Origin of the sequence: Oceanospirillum sediminis, assembly GCF_014164585.1 — a bacterium.
Lineage (GTDB): Bacteria > Pseudomonadota > Gammaproteobacteria > Pseudomonadales > Halomonadaceae > Oceanospirillum > Oceanospirillum sediminis.
This window is the reverse complement of record NZ_JACJFM010000024.1, coordinates 42,376-64,336: the sequence shown is the minus strand read 5'-3', so window position 1 is coordinate 64,336 and position 21,961 is coordinate 42,376. Positions and strand designations below refer to the sequence as shown.

Genomic DNA, 21,961 nt, shown 5'->3' with positions numbered 1-21,961 from the left:
TGGTAAAAAATAAAGTGGAGTAACGCCACTGATGTGCAAAAATGTCTATAGTTGTAAATGAGATGTAAACAAGACTTGTAAAGTGACAAGTCTTGACGCAGTCTTTTCAAGATTTTCAAGATAGAATAACAAAAGCTGATTAATGCCCCGGAAGACAATACCATGCATACAGACGCCAAAATACTGGTTGTCGATGATGAAATGATTACCCGAGAGTGCCTGAGCAGTTACTTTGAAGAAGAAGGTTATCGGGTGCTCTGCGCCGAGACAGCTGAAGAGGCGGAAGGAATTCTGAACAGTGAAGCCATTGACGTGGTATTACTGGATATTCGTTTACCTGGTAAAGATGGCCTGACATTGACACGGGAGCTCAGAGTTCACAGTGAAGTCGGCATTATCCTGGTCACGGGTCGCCAGGATGAAGTAGATCGTCTGATTGGTCTGGAGTGCGGGGCGGATGAATATGTCACCAAGCCGTTTAATCCCCGTGAAATTCTGGCTCGTAGTAAGAACCTGATTCGACGGGTACGAAACAGTGCCGATAAGCCCACCGATGCCTTTACCCATAGCTTTAAGAGCTTTGACCGCTGGAAACTGAATATGGACCGGCGACAATTACTGGATGAGCGTCGTCAGGAAACCCAGTTAACAGAAGGGGAGTTTAAACTACTGGCCTGTTTGATGAATCAGGCAGGAGAGGTGATGAGCCGGGAACAGATTCTGGATCAGATCCGTAACCGGGAATGGGTGCCCAGTGACAGAACGGTGGATGTACTGATAGGCCGTCTGAGACGCAAGCTGGGAGATGATCCGGCTAATCCTAAACTGATTCTGACCGTACATGGTGCAGGTTATCTGTTCACCCCCAAACCGGTTGATCTCTGACGGCCAGAGATCAGGATAATGAAATTCAGTATCAACGATCTCTGTATCGGTAAATACGGCAGAAAGAAAGTAAGCACCCACCGGCCTGGTACTCACTTGATTAGCGCCCACTTGATCAGTGCTCAGCTGGTTTTTATGCTGCTGGCGCTATTGTGGCTGGAAACAGCCCGTGCCGGGCAATCGCTTAAAGCCTGTGGTCATCCTTTCTATCCTCCTGTGTCCTGGCATCACAATAATCAGCTGACCGGTCTGGCTCCAGCCGTCACACGGCAATTGTTTGCTGAGCTGGGTTATCAGGTTCAGCTCAGCGCCGACAGTAACTGGAAACGCTGTCTGTTAGAGGTTCAGCAGGGTAAAGCCGATATTGTGGTAGCAGCCTACCGGATTCGTAGCCGGGAGGCTTATCTGAGCTTCTCTCAGCAACCGATTGTTGCTGATAAAGTCACTTTATTCGTGAACCGACAGCAGCCTATTGAATATCGCTCACCAGAAGACCTGAAAGGCAAAACCGTTGGCTTATTACTAGGGGATAGTTTTGGCGAACAGTTTGATCGTTTTGTTGAACAGCATGGCCTGATTGAATACGTCTCCCGTGGACATCAGAACTTTGCCAAACTGGCCCTTGGCCGTATCGATTATATGCCGCTTGGGCAACTCAGTGGCGAGTTGCAAAGCCTTCGTCTGGGGTTTCATGATGATGTGATGGCACTGAATACCGAAATCACCACGGAACACTATTATCTGGCGCTGGGACACCACAGTGGCTTACAGGGTTACCTGCCCTACCTGAATCAACGTCTGAAGCAGATGCATGAGGATGGCACAATTCAGCGTTTAATCCAAAAATACAGTTTTCAGTATCTGAACGCTCCCTGAAGCAGGTAGTTTTATGACTTTCTGGCTGAAAAAACGTCCGGGATACGCCAGACAACACCCCCTGGGTTACCGGATTATGGTGTATGTCAGCGTATGCAGTTTTATCTTTATTCTCTGTTCAACTGCCTTGCAGCTATCGCTGGATTATCGCCGGGAACTCAAAGCGATGGATCAGCAGACTGAACTGATTCGCAGCAGCTACCTGGCCAGCCTGGCGAAAAGTTTATGGGATGTGGATCAGGCACAGGTAGAACTCCAGTTACTGGGTATTCATACCCTGCCGGATGTGATTTACCTGACGCTGGAAGGCAACCATCTGAGCCCTGAATTGCAGCTCCCGGTACACACACCCCTGAATGCAGGCCACCAAGTTCAGCTAAAAAGCTTCGAATTGATTCACACTACGCGCAGCCAGCAGCAACGTCATCTGGGACAGCTCAATGTCAGCTTTGATATGGAAGCAGTTTACGCCCGAGTCTGGCAGACCGGGGCCAGTATTTTGTTTAATCAGACTTTGTTGGTACTACTGATTGTTCTGGTGATCCTGGTGATTGTGCAGCGGCAAATCACCCGTCACCTGGAAAGTATGGCAGATTACAGCCGCCGTATCGGAGCCGGTGATCTGGCAAGTCGTTTAACTCTGGAGCGAATACCACCGGAGCAACCGGATGAACTGGATCAGTTAGCCGCAGCCCTTAATGAAATGGGACAGGCGGTACAAAGAGACAGAGATCAGCTACAACAGATGGTTGAAAAGCGCACCGCCAGTCTGAGGCGGGCAAAAGAAGCGGCAGAAGATGCCAGTAACGCAAAGTCTCAGTTCTTATCCACCATGAGCCATGAAATACGTACACCGATGAACGGTATGCTGGGTATGATTCAGCTACTGGAAAACAGCCCATTAACCGATAATCAGCGGGAACATATCCGGGTGTTACATGACGCAACGGATGCTCTGATGGAAACCTTTGATCATGTATTGCAATACGGCCGTCTGGTGGAAGGGGCTTATGTCTCACAGCAAACGGAGTTCTCTCTGACGGAACTGCTGAAGAACCTGATCACTCTGATGACACCGGGAGCAGAGAGAAAGGGGCTGACCACACAGCTGTATACTGACCCGGCACTCAGTCACTACTATTGCGGTGCTGCAGGCAGTCTGCGCCAGATACTGACTAATTTACTGGCTAATGCGATAAAATTTACCGATTCCGGCTCGGTCAGACTGAGTTGTCGGTTATCGGCAGAGGAGGGCAGTCAGCACAGGATTCGTTTCGAGGTTATCGATAGCGGTATCGGTATCGAAACACAATTACAGCAGCATATTTTTGATCGCTTTACTCAGGCGGATGAAAGTATTACCCGTCGTTTTGGCGGGACCGGCCTGGGGCTGGCGATCTGCAAAGAGCTGGCTCAGACACTGGGTGGTGATATTGGTGTTCATAGTGAACCAGACAAAGGCAGTTGTTTCTGGCTGGAGCTGACATTATCGCCGGTTGAAAGTGAAAGTAAAGCTATAGAAAAACAGACTCCCATATCAGAAAACCTCCGTGGCGAGATCCTGCTAGTCGAAGATGTCGAAATTAACCAACAGGTTGTACTGGGTTTACTGGGAGATCGCTATCCGGTCACCCTGGCAGAAGATGGCCACAAAGCGCTGGCAATGTGTCAGCACCGCGCCTTTGACCTAATTCTGATGGATATGCACCTACCGGGGTTGAGTGGAATGGAGGTCAGCCGTCAGCTCAGATCTGATCCATCAGCAGTTAATTTTAATACTCCGATTGTGGCACTGACTGCCAGTGTCAGACCAGAAGACGTACATCGTTATCTGCAGGCAGGTATGCAATATGTTGTAGCCAAGCCGGTTAAAAGAGAGCAACTATTTTCGGCGCTACAGGCCTGCCTGGCCAGACAAAGCGATACGGAACTCGCATTATCACCGGATATTCTTCCTGATGTGGCGACACCAGATACTGCCGATCCTGAGCGGATTCCCTTACTGGATCAAGGGGTTCTGGATCTGCATCGGCGTATGCTGGGTGAACAGAAAGTCACCGATTTGATGCGCAACTTTATCGCTCTGTATCAGGAACTCTGGCCTCTGCTGGAAGCCAGTTTGCTGGAAAGCGACCTGTATGAAACCTCCCAGCTGTCCCATAAACTGGCAGGTGCCTGTGAAACTCTGGGACTGGCCCGCTTAGGGACTCTGTTGCGGATGCTGGAAACCGATGCAGACATGAATGATCTGGAAGCTTGCTTGCAAAACCTGCCCGATCTTCAGCGTGCCGGGGCAGATACTCTGGCACTAATCAGATAGAAAAAAACGTAGAGAAAACTGAGAACTCAGAGGAAACCTGAGTACTTATAAACGATTATTGACCAGACGATTGGTGGAGCGTTTCAGGAACAAATCGTCGCATACAGGCAAGCTCGTGTGGGTGACGTTTGATGATAATAGCCATCTGTATTATTCTCGCGCCGGTGAATTGCGGCCTGTCATCGGATGATCCGGCTAAATATCAGGTTCACAATCGGACCATATCTGCGGATTTGATCTGATTGATCGGTATCTGAGGCAATAATGTGACATTCAAAGTCTGGTGTTTTCCCGGTGAAGCTCTCAGGCTGTTTTTTCAGCGTTAAGGCAGGAACATGACCCGAATCATAGATGGTAAACAGCTCGCCGCTCAGGTAGTTGATGATGTGGCTACTGAAGCAAAACTCTTTCTGGATAAACACGGTGTTAAACCCGGCCTGGCTGTGGTGCTGGTAGGTGAAGATCCGGCCAGTCAGGTATATGTTCGCAATAAAATTAAGCGAGCAGAAGAATCCGGTCTGAATTCTATTGAACACAAACTGCCTGCAGATATCGATCAGAATACGTTGGATCAACTGATCGATCAGCTAAACCAGGACCCGGCGGTACACGGTATTCTGGTACAGCTACCATTACCGGATCATCTGGATGAAAACGCGGTGATTAACTCGATCCTGCCTGCTAAGGATGTTGATGGTTTTCACCCGGTTAATGTGGGCCTGCTCAGTTCAGGACAGGATGCGATGGTGCCCTGCACACCTCTGGGCTGTCTGATTATGCTGCGCCAGGTAATGGATGACCTGACCGGTAAGCATGCCGTCGTTGTCGGACGCTCAAACATTGTAGGCAAGCCAATGGCCGCTCTACTGTTACGTGAAAACTGTACCGTAACGACAGTACATTCCCGGACACAGAATATAGAACAGATCTGTTCAGAAGCAGATATTCTGGTTGTGGCAGTGGGTTCTCCCGAAATGGTTAAAGCGGACTGGGTAAAACCAGGAGCCGTTGTTATTGATGTAGGCATCAACTCTGTAGAACATGATGGTGCCTATAAACTGAAAGGTGATGTGGACTATCAGGCTGTCGCCCCTGTTGCCAGTGCAATTACCCCTGTGCCTGGCGGTGTCGGGCCAATGACCATTGCCTGTCTGATGAAAAACACTCTGACTGCGGCAACTCAGCAGCTGAGTTAGATCGTTAGTCTTTTCTTTATCTGATATTGCCGGAACATCCGGGATGGCTGAAACGATCATAAACAAAACCCGATTTCCTGCAATCTATCGTAATGGACCTGATCATCGACAAGGACTGGAGTGTAACTTCAGCCTGATAAGGAAGCGTTTTGATTTCAGGTCTGTTGAGATTGGTCGCTGGGTCACTCGTGCAGAGCAACAAAGAGCCGCAGAGCATTTTTATGATGCATTCTGTGATCTGATGCTGATTCTGCAGGTACCAGAGTTAGTGGTGTCTTTACGAGGCACTCTGGCATTGCAATATGGTACCGGTGGGCGCTTAGGCGTATCAGCACATTACTCTCCCGGACAGCGTGCGTTTGCACTGGCGAAAAACGCGGGTCCGGGCAGTATTGCTCATGAATGGTTTCATGCACTGGACCACTATCTGGCTGATAAGGCATTTACCAGCACAGATCGCACCAGCTTTGCCTCTGGTCTGTGGCTGGAACAGGGCGCAGGTAATCAGCATCTCATTTCACATCCACTAAATCATAAATTATCCCATTGCTTTGCTTGTATTATCCTTGATGAGAGTGGCGAACAGCCCAGCATCCTGTTTCAGCGCTCATTAACGGTTGATAAGGCACTGGGTCAATCTTATTACAGTCAGCCTGAAGAGTTATGCGCCAGGGCATTTGAAGCCTTCGTGCAGGATGCCAGCTTAAAAAATAACTTTCTGGTTAAGGGAACAAAGGCCTCGAAAGAAGCGGAATACGGCTTATATCCTTCAGGCCAGCAGCGTCAGCGGATCAATGCAGCATTCAGTGATTATTTTCAGTATTTAGGGCTGGCACTGGCTCGCACTACGGATTGAGTACAATAGAAAAATGCCAGTGAACATCTGAAAAGGTGCCGGTGAACGAACATCACCGGTTAAGACTGATACCCTGCAAGCTTTAGCCATATAATCACTCCAGATATAAACTGATCATATTTCATGTCGCTTTTCATGAGTCTGTCTATACAGAAGATCTGGCATTTTTTAAACTCACTCAGCTGTGCTTACTTTAATTCCGTAAACCAGACAGAATGGATTGTTGGATGAAAAAAATAAAATTGCTTGCTGTTGCTGCTTCCTTACTCCTATTAGCTGGCTGCTCAGCCATGAATAAAGAGGAGTGTCTGAGCGCTGACTGGAGACTGATTGGGTTACAGGATGGAGAGCGTGGAGAACGTCTGTCTCAGGTGGGGGAATATCGCAAGCAGTGTTCAGAATATGGTGTTACACCCGACCAGGACCGGTATGCCACAGGTCGCGAAGAAGGACTGAAAAGCTATTGTACTAAGCAATCCGGTTTTGTTAACGGTAAACGGGATGATAAATATAAAGGGGTTTGTCCGGCAGAAAGTCATGATGAGTTTATGGCCGGTTATAAAATTGGTCAGGAGTATTACGCGGTTCAATCGGAAATATCAGAGCTGGAAACTAAAATCAGAGACAATGATTACGAGTTTAAAGAAGGCACAGGAAAAATTGATCGCCTGAGTCTGAAAGTACAGCAAAGCAGTGGTTCAGCTGAAGAAAAGCAGAGCCTGATGAGCCAGGTACTGGAGCTGAGTAAAAAGAATGTCACCCTGAACACCGAAAATGTTTTTTTACGTGAGAAGCTGGCAGTAAAAAAATACCAGTATAAGCTACTGCAGGAAAAATACGGATACAGATAACGTCGCCAACATAATGAAAAAGGCATAGCTATCATCATCTGAACCCATGTCGCCAGGAAAACAAATTCATATTTATCATTCAGTTGTCTGTGTTGGCAGAGTATCCTTAGCAACAAATTCCGGACAACACTTTGTTCAGAATGCCAGATATTATTGCTAAGGAGAATCGGTGCCGATGGCTGATCATTATTCTGCACCTGACAATCAGAACGCCCCCTGGCCAACAGGCTTTATGGTCATTCAGGGCAACTTGCTGGAAGACCTCAGACACGTGATGGTGGACTGGTGTCGACGCTTTCCTCTGGGGCCGCTGGAGGATGAGCAGATTCTGGTTCAGAGTAACGGTATTGCTCAGTGGCTGAAGCTGGCTCTGGCTGAACCTGTCTCAGACGGCGAAGCTCTGGAAGATAGCAATGCACTACATGGATTCGGTATCGCTGCAGCCATTAATACCACACTGCCAGGGCGTTTTGTCTGGCAGGCTTATAGCAGTTTTTTGCCTGAGCTACCTGCAGGTTCTCCGTTTGATAAAGCAGCTCTGAGCTGGCGCCTCTACCGGCTGTTACGTAAGCCAGGCTTTCTGGAACAGGCTTCTTTTACTCCGTTAAAGAACTATCTGGCAGAATCCGCTCAACAGCAAACTGAGCAGGATAAAAGGGTTTATCACCTCAGTGCGTTGTTAGCGGATCTGTATGATCAGTACCAGGTCTATCGGGCAGACTGGCTTAATCTCTGGCAGGGAGGGCAGGATGTTATCACTTCCGCTAAAGGAGAAACCGTCGAACTGCGTCCGGAGCAACAATGGCAGGCCGGGCTCTGGCGAGCCATTGTCGCCGATGTAAAAGCAGAATCTGATCAGCAAGACAATCCGGATACAGCCACGACCGAGCTGACCGGAAACCGTTCTGCCGTTCATCAGCGTTTTCTCCAGGCAGCTAAAGCCTGCCCGCCAGAGCAACGCCCCTATGGTCTGCCCCGTCGGGTGATTATATTTGGTATTACCTCTCTGCCTCAGCAAACTCTGGAAGTGCTCAAAGCGATTTCCCATTTATGCCAGGTGATGCTGTTTGTCAGTAACCCCTGTCAGTATTACTGGGGCGATATTATTGAAGGGCGGGATCTGTTACGTCACGAATACAAACGCCATAAGCGCAATAAACAAAACCTTTCAGGTGATCAGACAATATCTGCTGCCGTCAATTATGATCAGGATAGCCTGCATCAGTATGGCCATCCGCTACTGGCATCCTGGGGTAAACAGGGGCGTGATTATCTGCATTTATTAGACGAGCAGGATGAAAAAGAAGCGTACGAAAATTACTTTGATGGCCGGATCGATCTGTTCCGCACTCCGATAAATGATCAGGCAACCCATCTGCTGGCTCAGTTGCAGGATGATATTCTGCAACTGAATACTCTGCAAGATCGCAGAGAGAAGCAGGCTGTATTTGATCCGGAAAGCGACGATAGCATCCGTTTTGCTATCGCTCATAGCCCTCAGCGGGAAGTTGAAATTCTGCACGATCAGTTACTGGCAGAATTCGAAAAATCGCGCCAGCAAGGGAATAACCTGCAACCCAGAGATATCCTGGTGATGGTGCCGGATATCCATGTCTACGCCCCTCATATTGAGGCTGTGTTCGGGCGCTATATGTATCGTTTCTCTGGCCTGAGTTCCAGTGATTCAGGCAACCCCCATGATCCCCGTTTTATGCCGTATCATATTTCAGATCAGGGCCAGCGGTCCCGTAATACACTGCTGATCGCCTTTGAGAAACTGACCCGGATCGAACACTCCCGTTTTACCGTCAATGATCTGAGAGAGTTACTGGAAGTCCCGGCTGTCATGACTCGTATGGGGCTGACAGAAGATGATCTGGAACGTCTGCAGTTCTGGATTGAGGGGGCTCAGATTCGCTGGGGACTGAATGCACAGCAAAAGACCGACTTTCAGCTGCCGCCTGATCAACCGCAGAATACCTGGCAGGCCGGATTAAAACGTATGCTGCTGGGCTTTGCTTCCGGCCCGTATGCCGGACACTGGCAAGAGATTGAACCCTATAGCGAAACCGGGGGGCTTGAAGCCGCGTTAGTCGGCCCGTTGGTCAGCCTGATGGATCGGCTGGAAACCTGGTGGCAGGAGCAGAAACAGTCCAGAAATGCCGCTCAGTGGGCTGAGCGCTTGCACCAGCTGACGGAAGATTTTTTTACTGCGACGGGCAATACCGATCAATGGGCACTGGAGCAGATTGAACAGGCTTCCGATGCCTTAGTGCAACATGTGCAGGATGCCGGGCTGGAAGATGACACATTACCGTTAGCTATTTTTGCTCCGACCCTGCTGGAGCAGATTGACCAGCCGACCCTGACACAGAAGTTTCTGGGAGGCTCGGTCAACTTTGCCACCCTGATGCCGATGCGTGCAGTGCCTTTCCGCCAGATCTGGCTATTGGGTATGAATGATGGCGACTACCCTCGTAGTCATCATGCTGCGGATTTTGATCTGATGGCAGAGCAATACCGTCCTGGTGACCGTTCTCGTCGAGAAGATGATCGCTATCTGTTGCTGGAAGCGTTGCTTTCTGCACGGGATAAGCTGGTGATCAGCTGGGTTGGACGCAGCATCCGGGATAACAACGAAATGCCGCCTTCAGTACTGGTCGGGCAGCTCAGAGACCATCTGTCAGCAGGCTGGCGTCTGAAAGGTCAGCAAAGCGAGCTGCTATACCCTTCACAGCAGGAAAGAACGGCCTTGCTGGATGCGCTGACGACAGAATACCCGATGCAACCCTTCAGTCCTGATTACTTTAAGCCCGGACGAGACCCCCGACTATTTACCTATGGTGTGGAGTGGCGTGCCATTCATGAAACGGATTCTGCCCATAAAACCTGTTCTGTGCAGACACAATCAGCCGTCACACCTGAATCTGCTCAGGCATTGCCAGAGTGGTATCCGGATAATGCGCTGTCACTTAAACAACTGACTGACTTTCTGAAGCATCCGGTTGATGCCTTCTTTGCTCAACGTTTGCAGGTATTTCCGCCAGAACAACTGACTCCGGCCCCAGACACTGAAACCTATGAATTTGATGGCCTGAGCAACTGGCAACTAAAAGACCAGCTGATTGCGACTGTTTTCCGACCAGGGCTGGATGAAGCCGCTTTTGAAGCCGAAATGGCCGCATTTGTTGAGAAGAAACAACGTGAAGGCGTACTGATTCAGGGCAATCTGGGCCGGTATCATGCGGCTGAGCATTTTGAGCAGATGCCGACTCTGTACCAGGAATGGAATAATCTGCGACATCACTTCTCTCTGCATCTGGATAATCTGCCCGCATTCAGTATGCAATCTGAACGCAGCACAGAACAACGCCCTTACTGGATGCTGGAGCATCAGCTGACGGAGATCTATCAGAATGCCGATGGGCATCTGGCGCAGATCTGCCTGAGCACCAGCTCACTGCGGAATAAAAAGATCCCTCGCTGGAGTAACTATATTCAGCCCTGGCTAAAACATCTGATCGCCTGTGCTCAGCTGGGAGAGGTAGAAACCCAGGTCGTCAGTCCGGCGGGTAAAGCAACATTTGCACCGATTGAGCAGCAAAAAGCCCGAACACTGCTGACTCAGCAGGCAGACCTTTGGTGGCAGGGTATGCAGCATCCGTTGCCATTTGCCCTGAATACCGGCTTTAGCTGGCTGAAACATGCCAGTGCTGTACCCACTGAAGATATGTCAATGCTGGAGATTGCAGAATTATCGGTCATCCGTGAAGCCTTTGATAAAGATCTGGCATACAGCAGCTATATGACGCGGGAATATCCAACCCCGGAGGTTATGCTGGCGACGCAATTCACCTCTCAGGACTGCATTCTGAATTTTACTGACTGCTGCCGTCTGGCCTATGGCCCGTTGTTTGAGCAAGGAGCCTGATATGAACCAGATTCTGAATCCTTTGACTTTCCCTCTGAAAGGTTCTGCGTTAATTGAGGCCAGTGCCGGTACAGGTAAAACCTTTACTCTGGCACTGCTATATCTGCGCCTTGTTCTGCAACATGGTATGGATAGTCCATCCCAGCAGACCGAATCAGAGACAGAAGACCAGAAGAAGGGAACTCAGGCTTTTATTCGCCCTCTGCTGCCCCCTGAAATTCTGGTAGTGACCTTTACCAACGCCGCAACGCAGGAACTGAGAGAGCGTATCCGCCTGCGTCTGGTTGAAATGGCAGAGCTGCTGCAGTTGCCTGACGCAGATGCAGATAAAGGCACTGTATCTGCGACAGACCAGCTATCTTTGACAGAACTATCATCTGCCACAAATCCAGCAGCTTCTGATGAGCACCCTTCTGCCAGTGCGGGAGATCCGATACTGCTCGAGCTGAAGGCATCATTAATCGCTCAGGGCCGCTCCCCGGATGCTGAAGCCAGACGACTCTTGCTGGCTGCAGAATGGATGGATGAAGCATCTATCTCAACCATTCACAGCTGGTGCTATCGGGTACTGACGGAGCATGCCTTTGATAGCGGTAACGGTTTCGAACAGGAACTGATTCAGTCGGAAGCCGATTATCTGCAACAGGCAGCCGAGGATTACTGGCGGAGCTATTGTCTGTCCCTGGACGAAGCCTCACTGAAAACCCTGTTAAGCGTGTTTACCTCTCCTGCCAGCCTGACCGGTAAAATTCGTAATCTGCTACCGGCACTGGACCAGCTGGCAATATCGTCTCTGCCTGAAGATTGCCAGCCCACTGAGTCTGAAGCCGGAGTATTCAGACTGTGCAGTGTTGAACAGCTACTCACAGCACTGCAACAGGAAAAAGCGGCCGTTATCCAGCCATTAAAACAACGGTGGCGTGACGAAAATTATATCAATCAGCTAACAGAACTGTTTGATAATGCTCAGAGCGAGAAGCGCCTGAACACCCCAAAACTGAATAAAAAACACCGGGGTGATCTGCTGACAAAACTAACCCGCTGGCTGGAAACGGATGCGGAACAAACCGGTATCAATACAGGCCAGAATACCTTCAGGCGTATGGCCGGGCTGGATCTGTCTGCCTGGAAAGATGAAGGTGACAGTGATAGTCAGCACCCGGCCTGCCTGGCATTGCGTCAGCTGGAAGATGCCCTGGCCCAATTGCCAGGGGCTGAAACGATGCTATTAGAACATTCCGCCCGCTGGATCAGACAGCGTATAGAGCATGAAAAACAGCGTCAGCAACAGCTATATCATAATGACCTGCTCACCCGACTGGATCATGCCCTGCAGCACCCTGAACGGGGTGAGGCACTGGCAGAAGCGATTCGCAGAAAATTCCCGGTCGCCCTGGTGGATGAGTTTCAGGATACTGACCCGATTCAATACCGGATTTTTGACCGTGTCTATCGGGTAAAAGAACCGATCGAAAATACCGGTTTCTTTATGATTGGTGACCCCAAGCAGGCAATTTATGCCTTCCGGGGAGCCGATATCTACACCTACCTGAAAGCAGGTGATGCGGCTCAACAAAGCTATACCCTGGATACTAACTATCGTTCCTGCCCGGAGCTGATAGATCAGGTCAATGAGATATTTCACCACTGCGAAAGAGATCATGAGGCGCAGGGCGCATTTCGCATGCGCTCACTGGATGACTCAGATAAGGCGATTCCCTTCAAACCGGTAAAAGCTGGTAAATCCTCACTCACGGGTCTGATCATTGATCATCAGCCTGTGGCCGCTCAGCAAAGCTGGCTGACTGAAACCCAGGGTGTTACAGCTTACCGGACAGAATCGGCTCAGATTGCGGCCAATGAGATCGCCCGGCTGTTGGTGCTGGGGCAGCAGGGTAAAGCCACTTTGCCAGATGAAGAAAATCCTGAACAGAGACAACCGGTGCAGCCTCGGGATATCGCTGTGCTGGTGAATAATGGCACCGAGGCCCGCGAGATAGAAGAAGCTTTGTATAAACAGGGTGTCGCCAGTGTATACCTGTCCGATCGTAGCAGCGTCTATGCCAGTGATACCGCCGCCAGCCTGCTGGTGATGATGCGTGCGGTCGCTCACCCATTAAATGAGCGCTGGTTACGCCAGGCGCTGGGTTGTCCTCTGGCGGGTTTCAGTGTGCAGCAGCTGGAACAGCTGAATCGGAATGAGTTTTACTGGGAAACTCAGATTGAGCACTTCACCCGTTTACAGCGAGTCTGGCGTTTCCGGGGCATCCTGGCTCTTATTTACCAGCTGATTGAGCAGTTTGATATTGCCCGCCGCTTACTCAGTCTGCGTGGTGGAGAGCGGCAACTGACCGATTTATTGCATCTGGGCGAATTGCTACAGCATGCCAGCGAACAGGTGGAGGGTGAACTGGCTCTGATTCGTTTTCTGGAAGAAGCTCGTCTGGAACCGGATGAAAACAGTGATGTGCAGCAACAGCGGTTGGAAAGTGACCGGGAGCTGGTCAAAATTGTCACCATTCACAAATCAAAAGGTCTGGAATACCCACTGGTTTTCCTGCCATTTATCTGTAACTTCCGTCGGGAAGAGGGGCGTTATCGCCCGGTACTGACTCATAATGCCAAGGGTGACCCTGAAGCTCATCTGGCTCTGACACCTGACGTTCTGCAGCAGGCTGATGACGAACGTCTGGGAGAAGATATTCGGAAACTCTATGTTGCCCTGACCCGTGCTCGTTATGGTAACTGGCTTGGCATGGCTCCATTAAAACAGCTGGAGCACTCTGCCCTGGGTTATCTACTGGGATTAAACCAGGACTCACTGACTGCACAGATCCTGAGCCAGTCCGACTGGCTAAAGCGGTTCAGTCTGATGCAGCCAACGGAAGAACAATGGCAATACCGTCCGCCGGTTCAGGCAGAACTGGATCAGGCTCGTACCTGTACCGTCAAACCTGCGCCAGGCTGGTGGGTAGCCAGTTACTCTGCCATCAGTTACGGTGCCCGTTCTGAAGCACTTTCAGCTCAATCCTCAGAGCCGAATCAGATAACAGAAGAAGAAACCGCCGCTGAATCCACCGCCAGAGAAGAAGCCGGTGAAGCGGTGGTTAATGTGCCGGTTGAATTTCTGATGCCACCTTTGACCAATCAAACCCGCAGTCTGCATCAGTTTCCAGCGGGCAGCCGATCCGGAACCTTCCTGCATGGCATTCTGGAATGGGCCGCCGAGCAAAAAAGTGTATCAGAGACAGCCCCTGGTAACCTGCTGTATGGCTTCAACGCCAGTGCTGCGGATCAGGCCTTACGGCTGGAAACGTTGCATAAACGTTGTCATATGCGTCAGCTGACAGAATGGGTTTACCCGCTGGATAACTGGCTGAAGGACTATCTCAGCACGCCCTGGATACTGGATAAACTACCGGATAGCGACGGTAATATACCGACCTTTGCCCTTAGAGATCTGCAACCCTCACAGATCTGTGTCGAAATGGAGTTTCTGTTTCAGAGCCACCATGTGAACAGTCTGCAACTGGATAAGCTGGTGATCGCCAGCACTCTGAACCAGGCTCCCCGCCCTATGGCTCAGAAAACACAATTGAATGGTCTGATGAAAGGCTTTATTGACCTGGTGATGGAATATCAGGGGCGTTATTACGTGGTGGACTGGAAATCAAATAAACTGGGCGAGTATGACGAAGCCTACCATCATGAAGCGATGACCAACGCGATTCTGGAAAAGCGTTATGATCTGCAGTATTGCATCTACCTGCTGGCATTACATCGTCAGCTTAAAGCCCGGTTGCCGGATTATGATTATGATCGCCATATTGGCGGTGTAGTTTATGCATTCCTGCGAGGCAATCAGAGCCAGAGTCAGGGGTTGTTTATGGATCGTCCGGATAAGCATTTTATTGAACAACTGGACCGGCTATTTCTGGGTAAAGGTGTGGGTGAATATGAGCAAGACACGATGAGCTTTAAATCAAAGCAGAATATCCGTACCAGTCAGGAGAGCGAAAACCATGTCCGGTAAACGACACTCTGACCAGCCCGATCTTTTTATGCAGGATGATCTGTTTGCTGATTCTTCTTCAGATCCGGTCAACAGCCCGGCAGAACAGACGGATACCGTTACTTCACCGATAAGCAGCGCTTCTGATCTGGCTAATAGCCTTGATAACCCCACAAGTGCCCCCTCTGATCCGGCGAACAGCCTGGCTGACCCGGCTAATAGTTTTCCTGATCAGATGTCAGTGTCAGATGTACTGGCACTATGGACAGAAACCGGCGCCATCCGATCATTGGATAAAGCCTTTGCTGATTTTATTGCCAGCCAGTGCCCGGATTCTGACCCACTGATTCTGATCACTGCTGCGCTGACCTGTGAGCGTAATGGTCACGGACATATCTGTCTGGATCTGCAACGAGCGTTGCAGCATCCCGGTGAGTTACTGAGTGGTATGGATCAGCAAGCACCTCAGGCTGCGGTGATACGCCAGCAGGTACGGCACTATCTGCCTGATCAGTTATCGGACTGGATACAGCAATTAGCAACCCATTCCGCCGTGCTGAATAGTTTATCTGATCAGGCAGATTCATATGATTCGGCGGCAGAAGGAGATCGGCCTCTGATTCTGAGTGGGCACCCTGATCGACCATTACTGTATCTGCGTCGCTACCGGGATTATGAGCAACGCATTATGCAGGGAGTACGCCGTCGCCTGCAAAATGCTCAGCAGCAGCAACGTGAGACGGAACAATCCGAGAAGCAACAACCGGAGAAGCAACAGCAGGATCAGGCGATATCTGCTGGTATGATGGCTGAGATCCTGGATGCTCTGTTCCCGTCATCGGCACATACCGGTGATCAGCCGGACTGGCAAAAAGTCGCTTGTGCACTGTCGGCTCGATCCGGTTTCAGCGTTATTACCGGAGGCCCTGGCACCGGCAAAACTACTACCGTTGTGAAACTTCTGGCGTTGCTGCAGACCCTGCAATTAAAGCAGGGGCTGATGCCGCTGCGTATCCGGCTGGCGGCGCCAACCGGTAAAGCCGCTGCACGACTGAATGAGTCTATTCGGGGAAAACTGGCACATAATACTCCGGAGTTTTCACTGCAGGGCTTGCTGGAAGGGAATGATCTGCCGAAAGAGCTGCAAAGCTTATCAGCGGAACAAAGAGAGCATCAGTTGCGCCATGCTATTCCATCCGATGTCACAACCCTGCATCGTTTGCTGGGCGCTCGACCTGATTCCCGTTACTTCCGGCATAACGGTTCGAACCTGCTACCAGCAGATCTGGTGGTGGTCGATGAAGCGTCTATGGTGGATATCGAGATGATGGCTCAGTTGATGGATGCTCTGCGCCCGGATGCTCGCTTGATTCTGCTGGGTGATAAGGATCAGCTGGCGTCGGTAGAAGCCGGTGCGGTACTGGGAGATCTTTGCCTGAAAGCGGATCAGGTGAATTATCACCCGGACACTGCCAACTGGATTAAATCGGTCACCGGCTATGACATTCCACAAGCATTCCAGAATGCTGATGGTGACGATCTGAGTCAGGCGATTACCATGCTCCGGCATAGTCACCGTTTCCGTTCCGATGGTGGTATTGGCGCTCTGGCTATGCTGGTCAATGAACAACAGATACAAGCCCCCTCAGGCCAGAAGCAGCTCTCGACTCAGCCTTTGAATGATCTGAAACAGCTGTTTATGCAGGAAGAAAGTAAAGACCGCCCCGCTCTGCAACTGATCAAAGCGGAACACAGTCAGGCCAGTGCTTTGCAGAAAATATTCAAAGGCTATCAACACTACCTGGATCTGTTGCATAAAGATCGTCCTGAAACCTCTGACCCTGAACAGCAGGATCAATGGGCCTGGCGGATATTACAGGCTTACAGTGATTTTCAGATTCTGACGGCCCTGCGTCAGGGAGACTGGGGTATCGAGGGGCTGAATGACAATATCCGGCAAGCTCTGGTACAGCAAGGTAAGCTGGCACGCACTGATGCTATCTGGTATGAAGGCCGACCGGTACTGGTCACACGCAATAATTACAGCCTCAAACTGATGAACGGAGATGTCGGTATTGCGCTGATGGTTGAACAACCCGATGCCGGGAAAGAGGGAAGAGCAGGCATAGAAGGAAGAGCTGGGAAAGTTCTGCGGGTTGCCTTTCCTGCGGATGATGGCAGTGCGACCGTTCGCTGGGTAATGCCTGGTCGACTGCAGGATGTGGAAACCGTTTTTGCCATGACGGTACATAAATCGCAGGGTTCTGAATTTCGTCATACCGCACTGATTCTGCCGGAACGCAGTAACCCGGTGCTGACCAGAGAGTTGTTGTATACCGGTATCACCCGTTCCAGAGAGCAATTTTCACTGATATGCAGTCGGGAAGAGGTGTTGGAAGAAGCGATGAAGCTCAGTGTTTATCGGGTCAGCGGTATTACCAGCATGAACGAATAATTCATATGACGCAGTCATCTGTAATGGATACTCAACGGATGACTGCGCTGCTTTTAATGAATCGTTACTGACGCTGCATATACAACATAGAAACGACTTCTGCTTTGCTGTTCACTGACAGTTTGGCAAAGATATGCTGCAAGTGAGTTTTAATGGTTGCCAGACCACAGCAGAGAAGCTGGGCGATCTTTTTGTTCGGCAGTCCCTGGATGACCAGTTCTGTCACCATTCTTTCTTTTGCGGTCAGCTGGTAGTGCTGGCAGAACTGATCGAATTGTAGCTGGCGAGGGGAGTGCATACTCTGCTCCAGAGAAAATTCAATAAAGCGGTGCAGGCTTTCCAGCTTTTTCATCTCTTCGGCACGGTACTGAGGCTCAGAGTGTTTCAGAATCAATGCTGCACCAGCTCTGAGTTGTCCATCCACCCGAAAAAACAGCTCAATAATGTCATTTACCTTCCATGGTTCAATGAAATCTTTGTAATAAAGATTGTCACAACGTTGATGGAAAGGCACCAGATCATTCATACGGACTACGTTAGCATCACCATCTGAACGAAAACGCCCCGGATAAAGCGGGTCCATCTGCTGATAGGATTCAAGGTAATCCCGGTGCATAGCAGGTTGCATCTGATAGGTCTCATAACAGATCGGTTTAGCTTGTTCATCAACGATATATGCTACAGCACTGGATATATCCATCATACTGCCTAACAGATTCAGGCATTCATGCTGAAACTGAAGAGGATTAGGTGTTGTTGCAGGTTGAGATGCAAGCATATGGACCTCCCGAAAACCAGGTCAGTGATCATGAGTTATCGTGGTTTTAACTTACTTCATTGAAAAGTAGTTAACAAGTTAATTAATTCCTGAAAAGACAATTTTTTACATCTCACCACATTCCGGTGATTCCGGCGATGTTGAGCTTTATTCGTGGATATTCAGAATACAGACCTGACCAATAGCATTTCAGTATTTTCCAATTGTCGGTCGGAGAATACGACAATATTTAACAGAAAAATGTTTACTCGGGTGCGCATCAGGCAAGCTATACTGCATCGGCCGAAAAACTTAATAAGTTAACTAATTGCTGAGATAATGGCCGTCAGACTTAAAAGGCCAGAAGCCGTTAACTCTCTGATGGAGTCAAATCGATGTTTGAACAGGTCGTTACACCCGGTTTCAGTGACACTGATGCACTGGGGCATATTAACAATACGAAGTTACCTGTCTGGTTTCTGGAAGCCAGAAACGATTTATTCAGAATATTCACACCTGATCTGGATCCGAAAAAATGGCGACTTATCCTGGCAAAAATTGAAGTGGAATATCTGGGAGAACTGTTTTACGGACAGCAGGTAATGATAAAGACGTATATTGGCCACATTGGCAATGCATCATTCCGGGTGCAGCAGGAGGCCTGGCAGAATGGCAAACTGGCCGCTAAAGGAGAAGCGATTATGGTGCACTTTAATTTTCAGGAAAAAACATCAGAACCCTTGCCTGATGGGATTCGCAAGCAACTGACGGTACACCAGCGTCCATCAGAAAAAACGGTTTCCCGATACGCCTGAACATCCATTGATCTGCTATCTGAAACAAAATATATTGGGAAACTCCCCGCTATTTCTTTCATCGCCTTTCGGCAACACTACCAGGGTTTTCTTTGTGCCGGAATAACCTGCCAGGTATGAGCTTATTGATAAAATAAATGTATCAACTATTTAAATAGCGTATGAGCTGTTTCGTTATTCCAATTGGTCGTCTTTGTTATGTGAACTATGCTGTTTTCGATTACAGGTATGTGACGACTGTCTCTGACAGACAGATCATTTTGTAACAATTCTAAATATAACAATGAACGGGACACCAAAATGAAAAAAAACGTATCCCTGCTAGCTAGTGCTGTGATCAGCCTTGGGCTGGTTGCTTCTGCTAATGCAGCAACTCTGAAAATGGCATACGACGCTGACCCTGTGTCACTGGATCCACATGAGCAACTGTCTGGCGGTACCCTGCAGCTGTCGCACATGACGTTTGATCCTCTGGTGCGCTGGGACAAGAAGCTGGGCTTTGAACCTCGTCTGGCTGAAAAATGGGAGCGAGTTGATCCTCTGACAATGCGTTTCCACCTGCGCAAAGGTGTCAAGTTCCATTCAGGTAATGACTTCACCGCAAAAGACGTTGTTTTCACTTTCGACCGTCTGCGTAACTCTCCTGATTTCAAAGGCATTTTCGCGCCTTTCTCTGAGCTGAAAGTGGTTGATGATTATACCATCGACCTGAAAACAGAGAAGCCATTCCCTCTGGTTCTGAACAACGTGACTTACCTGTTCCCAATGGACAGTAAGTTCTATTCAGGCAACGACGCAAACGGTGAGCCAAAAGACAAACTGGTTAAGCATGGTAACTCTTTTGCTTCCCGCCAGTTGTCCGGTACAGGTCCTTTCACCGTATCTTATCGTGAGCAGGGCGTACGCGTTGAATTCTCCCGCTATGGTAACTACTGGGATGAAAAATCGCCTGGTAACGTAGACAAGATCGTTCTGACGCCAATTAAAGAAGCTCCGACTCGTGTAGCGGCTCTGCTGGCTGGTGATGTTGATTTCATTGCACCTGTACCTCCAACTGACCACAAACGTATCGCTCAGAAAGACGGTATCGACCTGATCACGATGGGTGGTACTCGTATCATCACATTCCAGATGAATCAGGAACGTGTTGAAGCCTTTAAAGATGCCCGTGTACGTCAGGCGATTGCTTATGCAATCAATCAGCAGGGTATCGTGAAGAAAATTATGAAAGGCTTTGCAACGCCTGCGGCTCAGATGAGTCCATGGGGTTACCTGGGTCATAACGAAGCGCTGAAACCCCGTTACGACCTGAAGAAAGCTAAGCAGCTGATGAAAGAAGCAGGTTACGAGAACGGTTTCTCTATCACGATGATGGCGCCAAACAACCGTTACGTAAATGACGAGAAGATCGCTCAGGCTGTTGCATCTATGCTGGCTAAGATCGGCATCAAGGTTGATCTGAAAACACTGCCTAAAGCACAGTACTGGGGTGAGTTCGATGCCCGTGCTGCAGACATGATGATGATCGGCTGGCACGCAGACACCGAAGATTCTAACAACTTCTTCGAGTTCCTGACTGCATGTCCTGATACCGAAACCGGTCTGGGTCAGTACAACAGTGGTAACTACTGTAATCCTGAAGCTGACAAGCTGATGCATCAGGCAAACTCTGAAACCAGTCCTAAGAAACGCGCGGCTATGATGCAACAGATCGAAACAATGCTGTACAACGATGCCGCATTTATTCCTCTGCACTGGCAGAACCTGGCATGGGCTGCAAAAAGCAATGTTAAAGCTGAGCCTGTGCTGAACGTAATGGACTTCCCATACCTGGGTGACCTGGTTGTTGAGGACTAAGTTCTTTACGACGGCCTGAATTGATCTTCAGGCCAGCACTCTGTTAACCGGTGGCCTGTTAGGGTGGCTACCGGCCTTACGGAATTAGCCGGTATCACTCGATACCGGCTCTTAGCATAAAAAAGAAAAAACTCCGATGCAGGGAATGCACAGTGGTTAAGGCAGAACTACCATGATAGCTTTTTTTATAAAACGACTGGCTCAGGCTGTGCTGGTGATGTTTGTCATCAGTCTTATCAGCTTTTCCATTCAGGATAACTTAGGGGACCCGCTGCAAGAGATGGTGGGACAGTCCGTGTCAGAGGCAGAGCGTCAGGCCCTGCGAGATGAGCTGGGCCTGAATGATCCCTTTTTAGTACAGTACGGCCGCTTTGTAAAAAATGCCCTGCAGGGGGATTTGGGCACCTCGTATTTCTTTAAAGAACCTGCGCTTGAAGTAATTCTGAATAAGCTTCCGGCGACTTTAGAGCTGGTGTTTGGTGCATCATTAATCATTATCGGTTTATCGGTGCCTTTAGGCGTTTATTCGGCAATTAACCCTCACAGCTGGTTTTCGAAAGTGGTGATGGGCATCAGTATTGTCGGTATCTCTGTCCCTGTATTCCTGACGGCCATTGGCCTGATCTACTTCTTCTCTATTGAGATGGGCCTTATGCCGTCTTATGGGCGAGGAGACACCGTTGAGGTACTCGGCCTTGAAACCAGCCTGCTGACAGCCGATGGCTGGTCACACCTGGTACTGCCAGCCGTCTCTCTGGCGTCTATTATGCTGCCACTGTTTATTCGTCTGATCCGTGCTGAAATGATGGAAGTACTGCAGTCTGAATATGTGAAATTTGCCTGGGCGAAAGGCCTGATGACCCGCCGAATCTACTTCTTACACGCACTGAAAAATACCATGCTGCCGGTGATTACTGTCGGTGGTGTTCAGATCGGAACGATGGTGGCATACACCATTCTGACTGAAACCGTATTCCAGTGGCCCGGCATGGGCTTCCTGTTCCTTGAAGCGGTGAACCGTGTGGATACTCCACTGATTGTGGCATACCTGATTGTGGTCGGTGCGATTTTTGTAATCACCAATACTATTGTGGATCTGATTTATGGTCTGGTGAATCCGACTGTAAAACTGGCCGGTAAGAAGTAACAG

At 49.5% G+C, this 21,961-nt stretch carries 13 protein-coding genes; 12 read left to right on the top strand and 1 reads right to left on the bottom strand.

Translation table 11 applies throughout. From position 1 onward, the window contains the following. Window positions 1-162: 162 nt before the first annotated feature. The 9 genes from H4O21_RS16425 to recD all read left to right on the top strand — a co-directional run bounded on the left by H4O21_RS16425 (window position 163) and on the right by recD (window position 17,382). Window positions 163-885: a response regulator gene (locus H4O21_RS16425; RefSeq protein WP_182809957.1), complete on the top strand. Its 723-nt coding sequence runs from the start codon at window positions 163-165 to the stop codon at window positions 883-885. An 18-nt stretch (window positions 886-903) separates the two neighbouring features. Further along, window positions 904-1,761, top strand: a complete 858-nt coding sequence (locus H4O21_RS16420; RefSeq protein ID WP_255487341.1) for a substrate-binding periplasmic protein — start codon at window positions 904-906, stop codon at window positions 1,759-1,761. A 13-nt stretch (window positions 1,762-1,774) separates the two neighbouring features. Next, the gene (locus tag H4O21_RS16415; protein ID WP_182809956.1) at window positions 1,775-4,081 is read left to right on the top strand and encodes an ATP-binding protein; all 2,307 of its coding nucleotides are present in this window, start codon (window positions 1,775-1,777) and stop codon (window positions 4,079-4,081) included. Window positions 4,082-4,416: 335 nt separating this feature from the next. Continuing rightward, window positions 4,417-5,277: a bifunctional methylenetetrahydrofolate dehydrogenase/methenyltetrahydrofolate cyclohydrolase FolD gene (gene folD, locus H4O21_RS16410; RefSeq protein WP_182809955.1), complete on the top strand. Its 861-nt coding sequence runs from the start codon at window positions 4,417-4,419 to the stop codon at window positions 5,275-5,277. 43 nt (window positions 5,278-5,320) lie between these two features. Beyond that, window positions 5,321-6,133, top strand: a complete 813-nt coding sequence (locus H4O21_RS16405) for a CLCA_X family protein (protein WP_182809954.1) — start codon at window positions 5,321-5,323, stop codon at window positions 6,131-6,133. A gap of 227 nt (window positions 6,134-6,360) precedes the next feature. After that, window positions 6,361-6,984: a DUF2799 domain-containing protein gene (locus tag H4O21_RS16400; protein ID WP_182809953.1), complete on the top strand. Its 624-nt coding sequence runs from the start codon at window positions 6,361-6,363 to the stop codon at window positions 6,982-6,984. A gap of 175 nt (window positions 6,985-7,159) precedes the next feature. Then, window positions 7,160-10,915: an exodeoxyribonuclease V subunit gamma gene (gene recC, locus H4O21_RS16395; protein WP_182809952.1), complete on the top strand. Its 3,756-nt coding sequence runs from the start codon at window positions 7,160-7,162 to the stop codon at window positions 10,913-10,915. A 1-nt stretch (window position 10,916) separates the two neighbouring features. Continuing rightward, window positions 10,917-14,948 (top strand): exodeoxyribonuclease V subunit beta, encoded by a 4,032-nt coding sequence (gene recB, locus H4O21_RS16390; protein ID WP_182809951.1) that lies wholly within the window; start codon window positions 10,917-10,919, stop codon window positions 14,946-14,948. Next, complete coding sequence (gene recD, locus H4O21_RS16385) at window positions 14,938-17,382, top strand: exodeoxyribonuclease V subunit alpha (protein WP_220495699.1); 2,445 nt, start codon at window positions 14,938-14,940, stop codon at window positions 17,380-17,382. Before recB ends, recD begins: the two co-directional genes overlap by 11 nt. A gap of 64 nt (window positions 17,383-17,446) precedes the next feature. Here recD and H4O21_RS16380 read toward each other — a convergent pair whose 3' ends face one another. After that, the gene (locus H4O21_RS16380) at window positions 17,447-18,160 is read right to left on the bottom strand and encodes a helix-turn-helix transcriptional regulator (protein ID WP_182809950.1); all 714 of its coding nucleotides are present in this window, start codon (window positions 18,158-18,160) and stop codon (window positions 17,447-17,449) included. Window positions 18,161-18,534: 374 nt separating this feature from the next. Here H4O21_RS16380 and H4O21_RS16375 point away from each other — a divergent pair, with 374 nt between their 5' ends. The 3 genes from H4O21_RS16375 (at window position 18,535) to H4O21_RS16365 (ending at window position 21,958) form a co-directional block, all read left to right on the top strand. Then, window positions 18,535-18,954: an acyl-CoA thioesterase gene (locus H4O21_RS16375; protein ID WP_182809949.1), complete on the top strand. Its 420-nt coding sequence runs from the start codon at window positions 18,535-18,537 to the stop codon at window positions 18,952-18,954. 300 nt (window positions 18,955-19,254) lie between these two features. Beyond that, window positions 19,255-20,811: an ABC transporter substrate-binding protein gene (locus tag H4O21_RS16370; protein ID WP_182809948.1), complete on the top strand. Its 1,557-nt coding sequence runs from the start codon at window positions 19,255-19,257 to the stop codon at window positions 20,809-20,811. A 172-nt stretch (window positions 20,812-20,983) separates the two neighbouring features. Then, window positions 20,984-21,958: an ABC transporter permease gene (locus H4O21_RS16365; protein WP_182809947.1), complete on the top strand. Its 975-nt coding sequence runs from the start codon at window positions 20,984-20,986 to the stop codon at window positions 21,956-21,958. The last annotated feature ends 3 nt before the right edge of the window (window positions 21,959-21,961 follow it).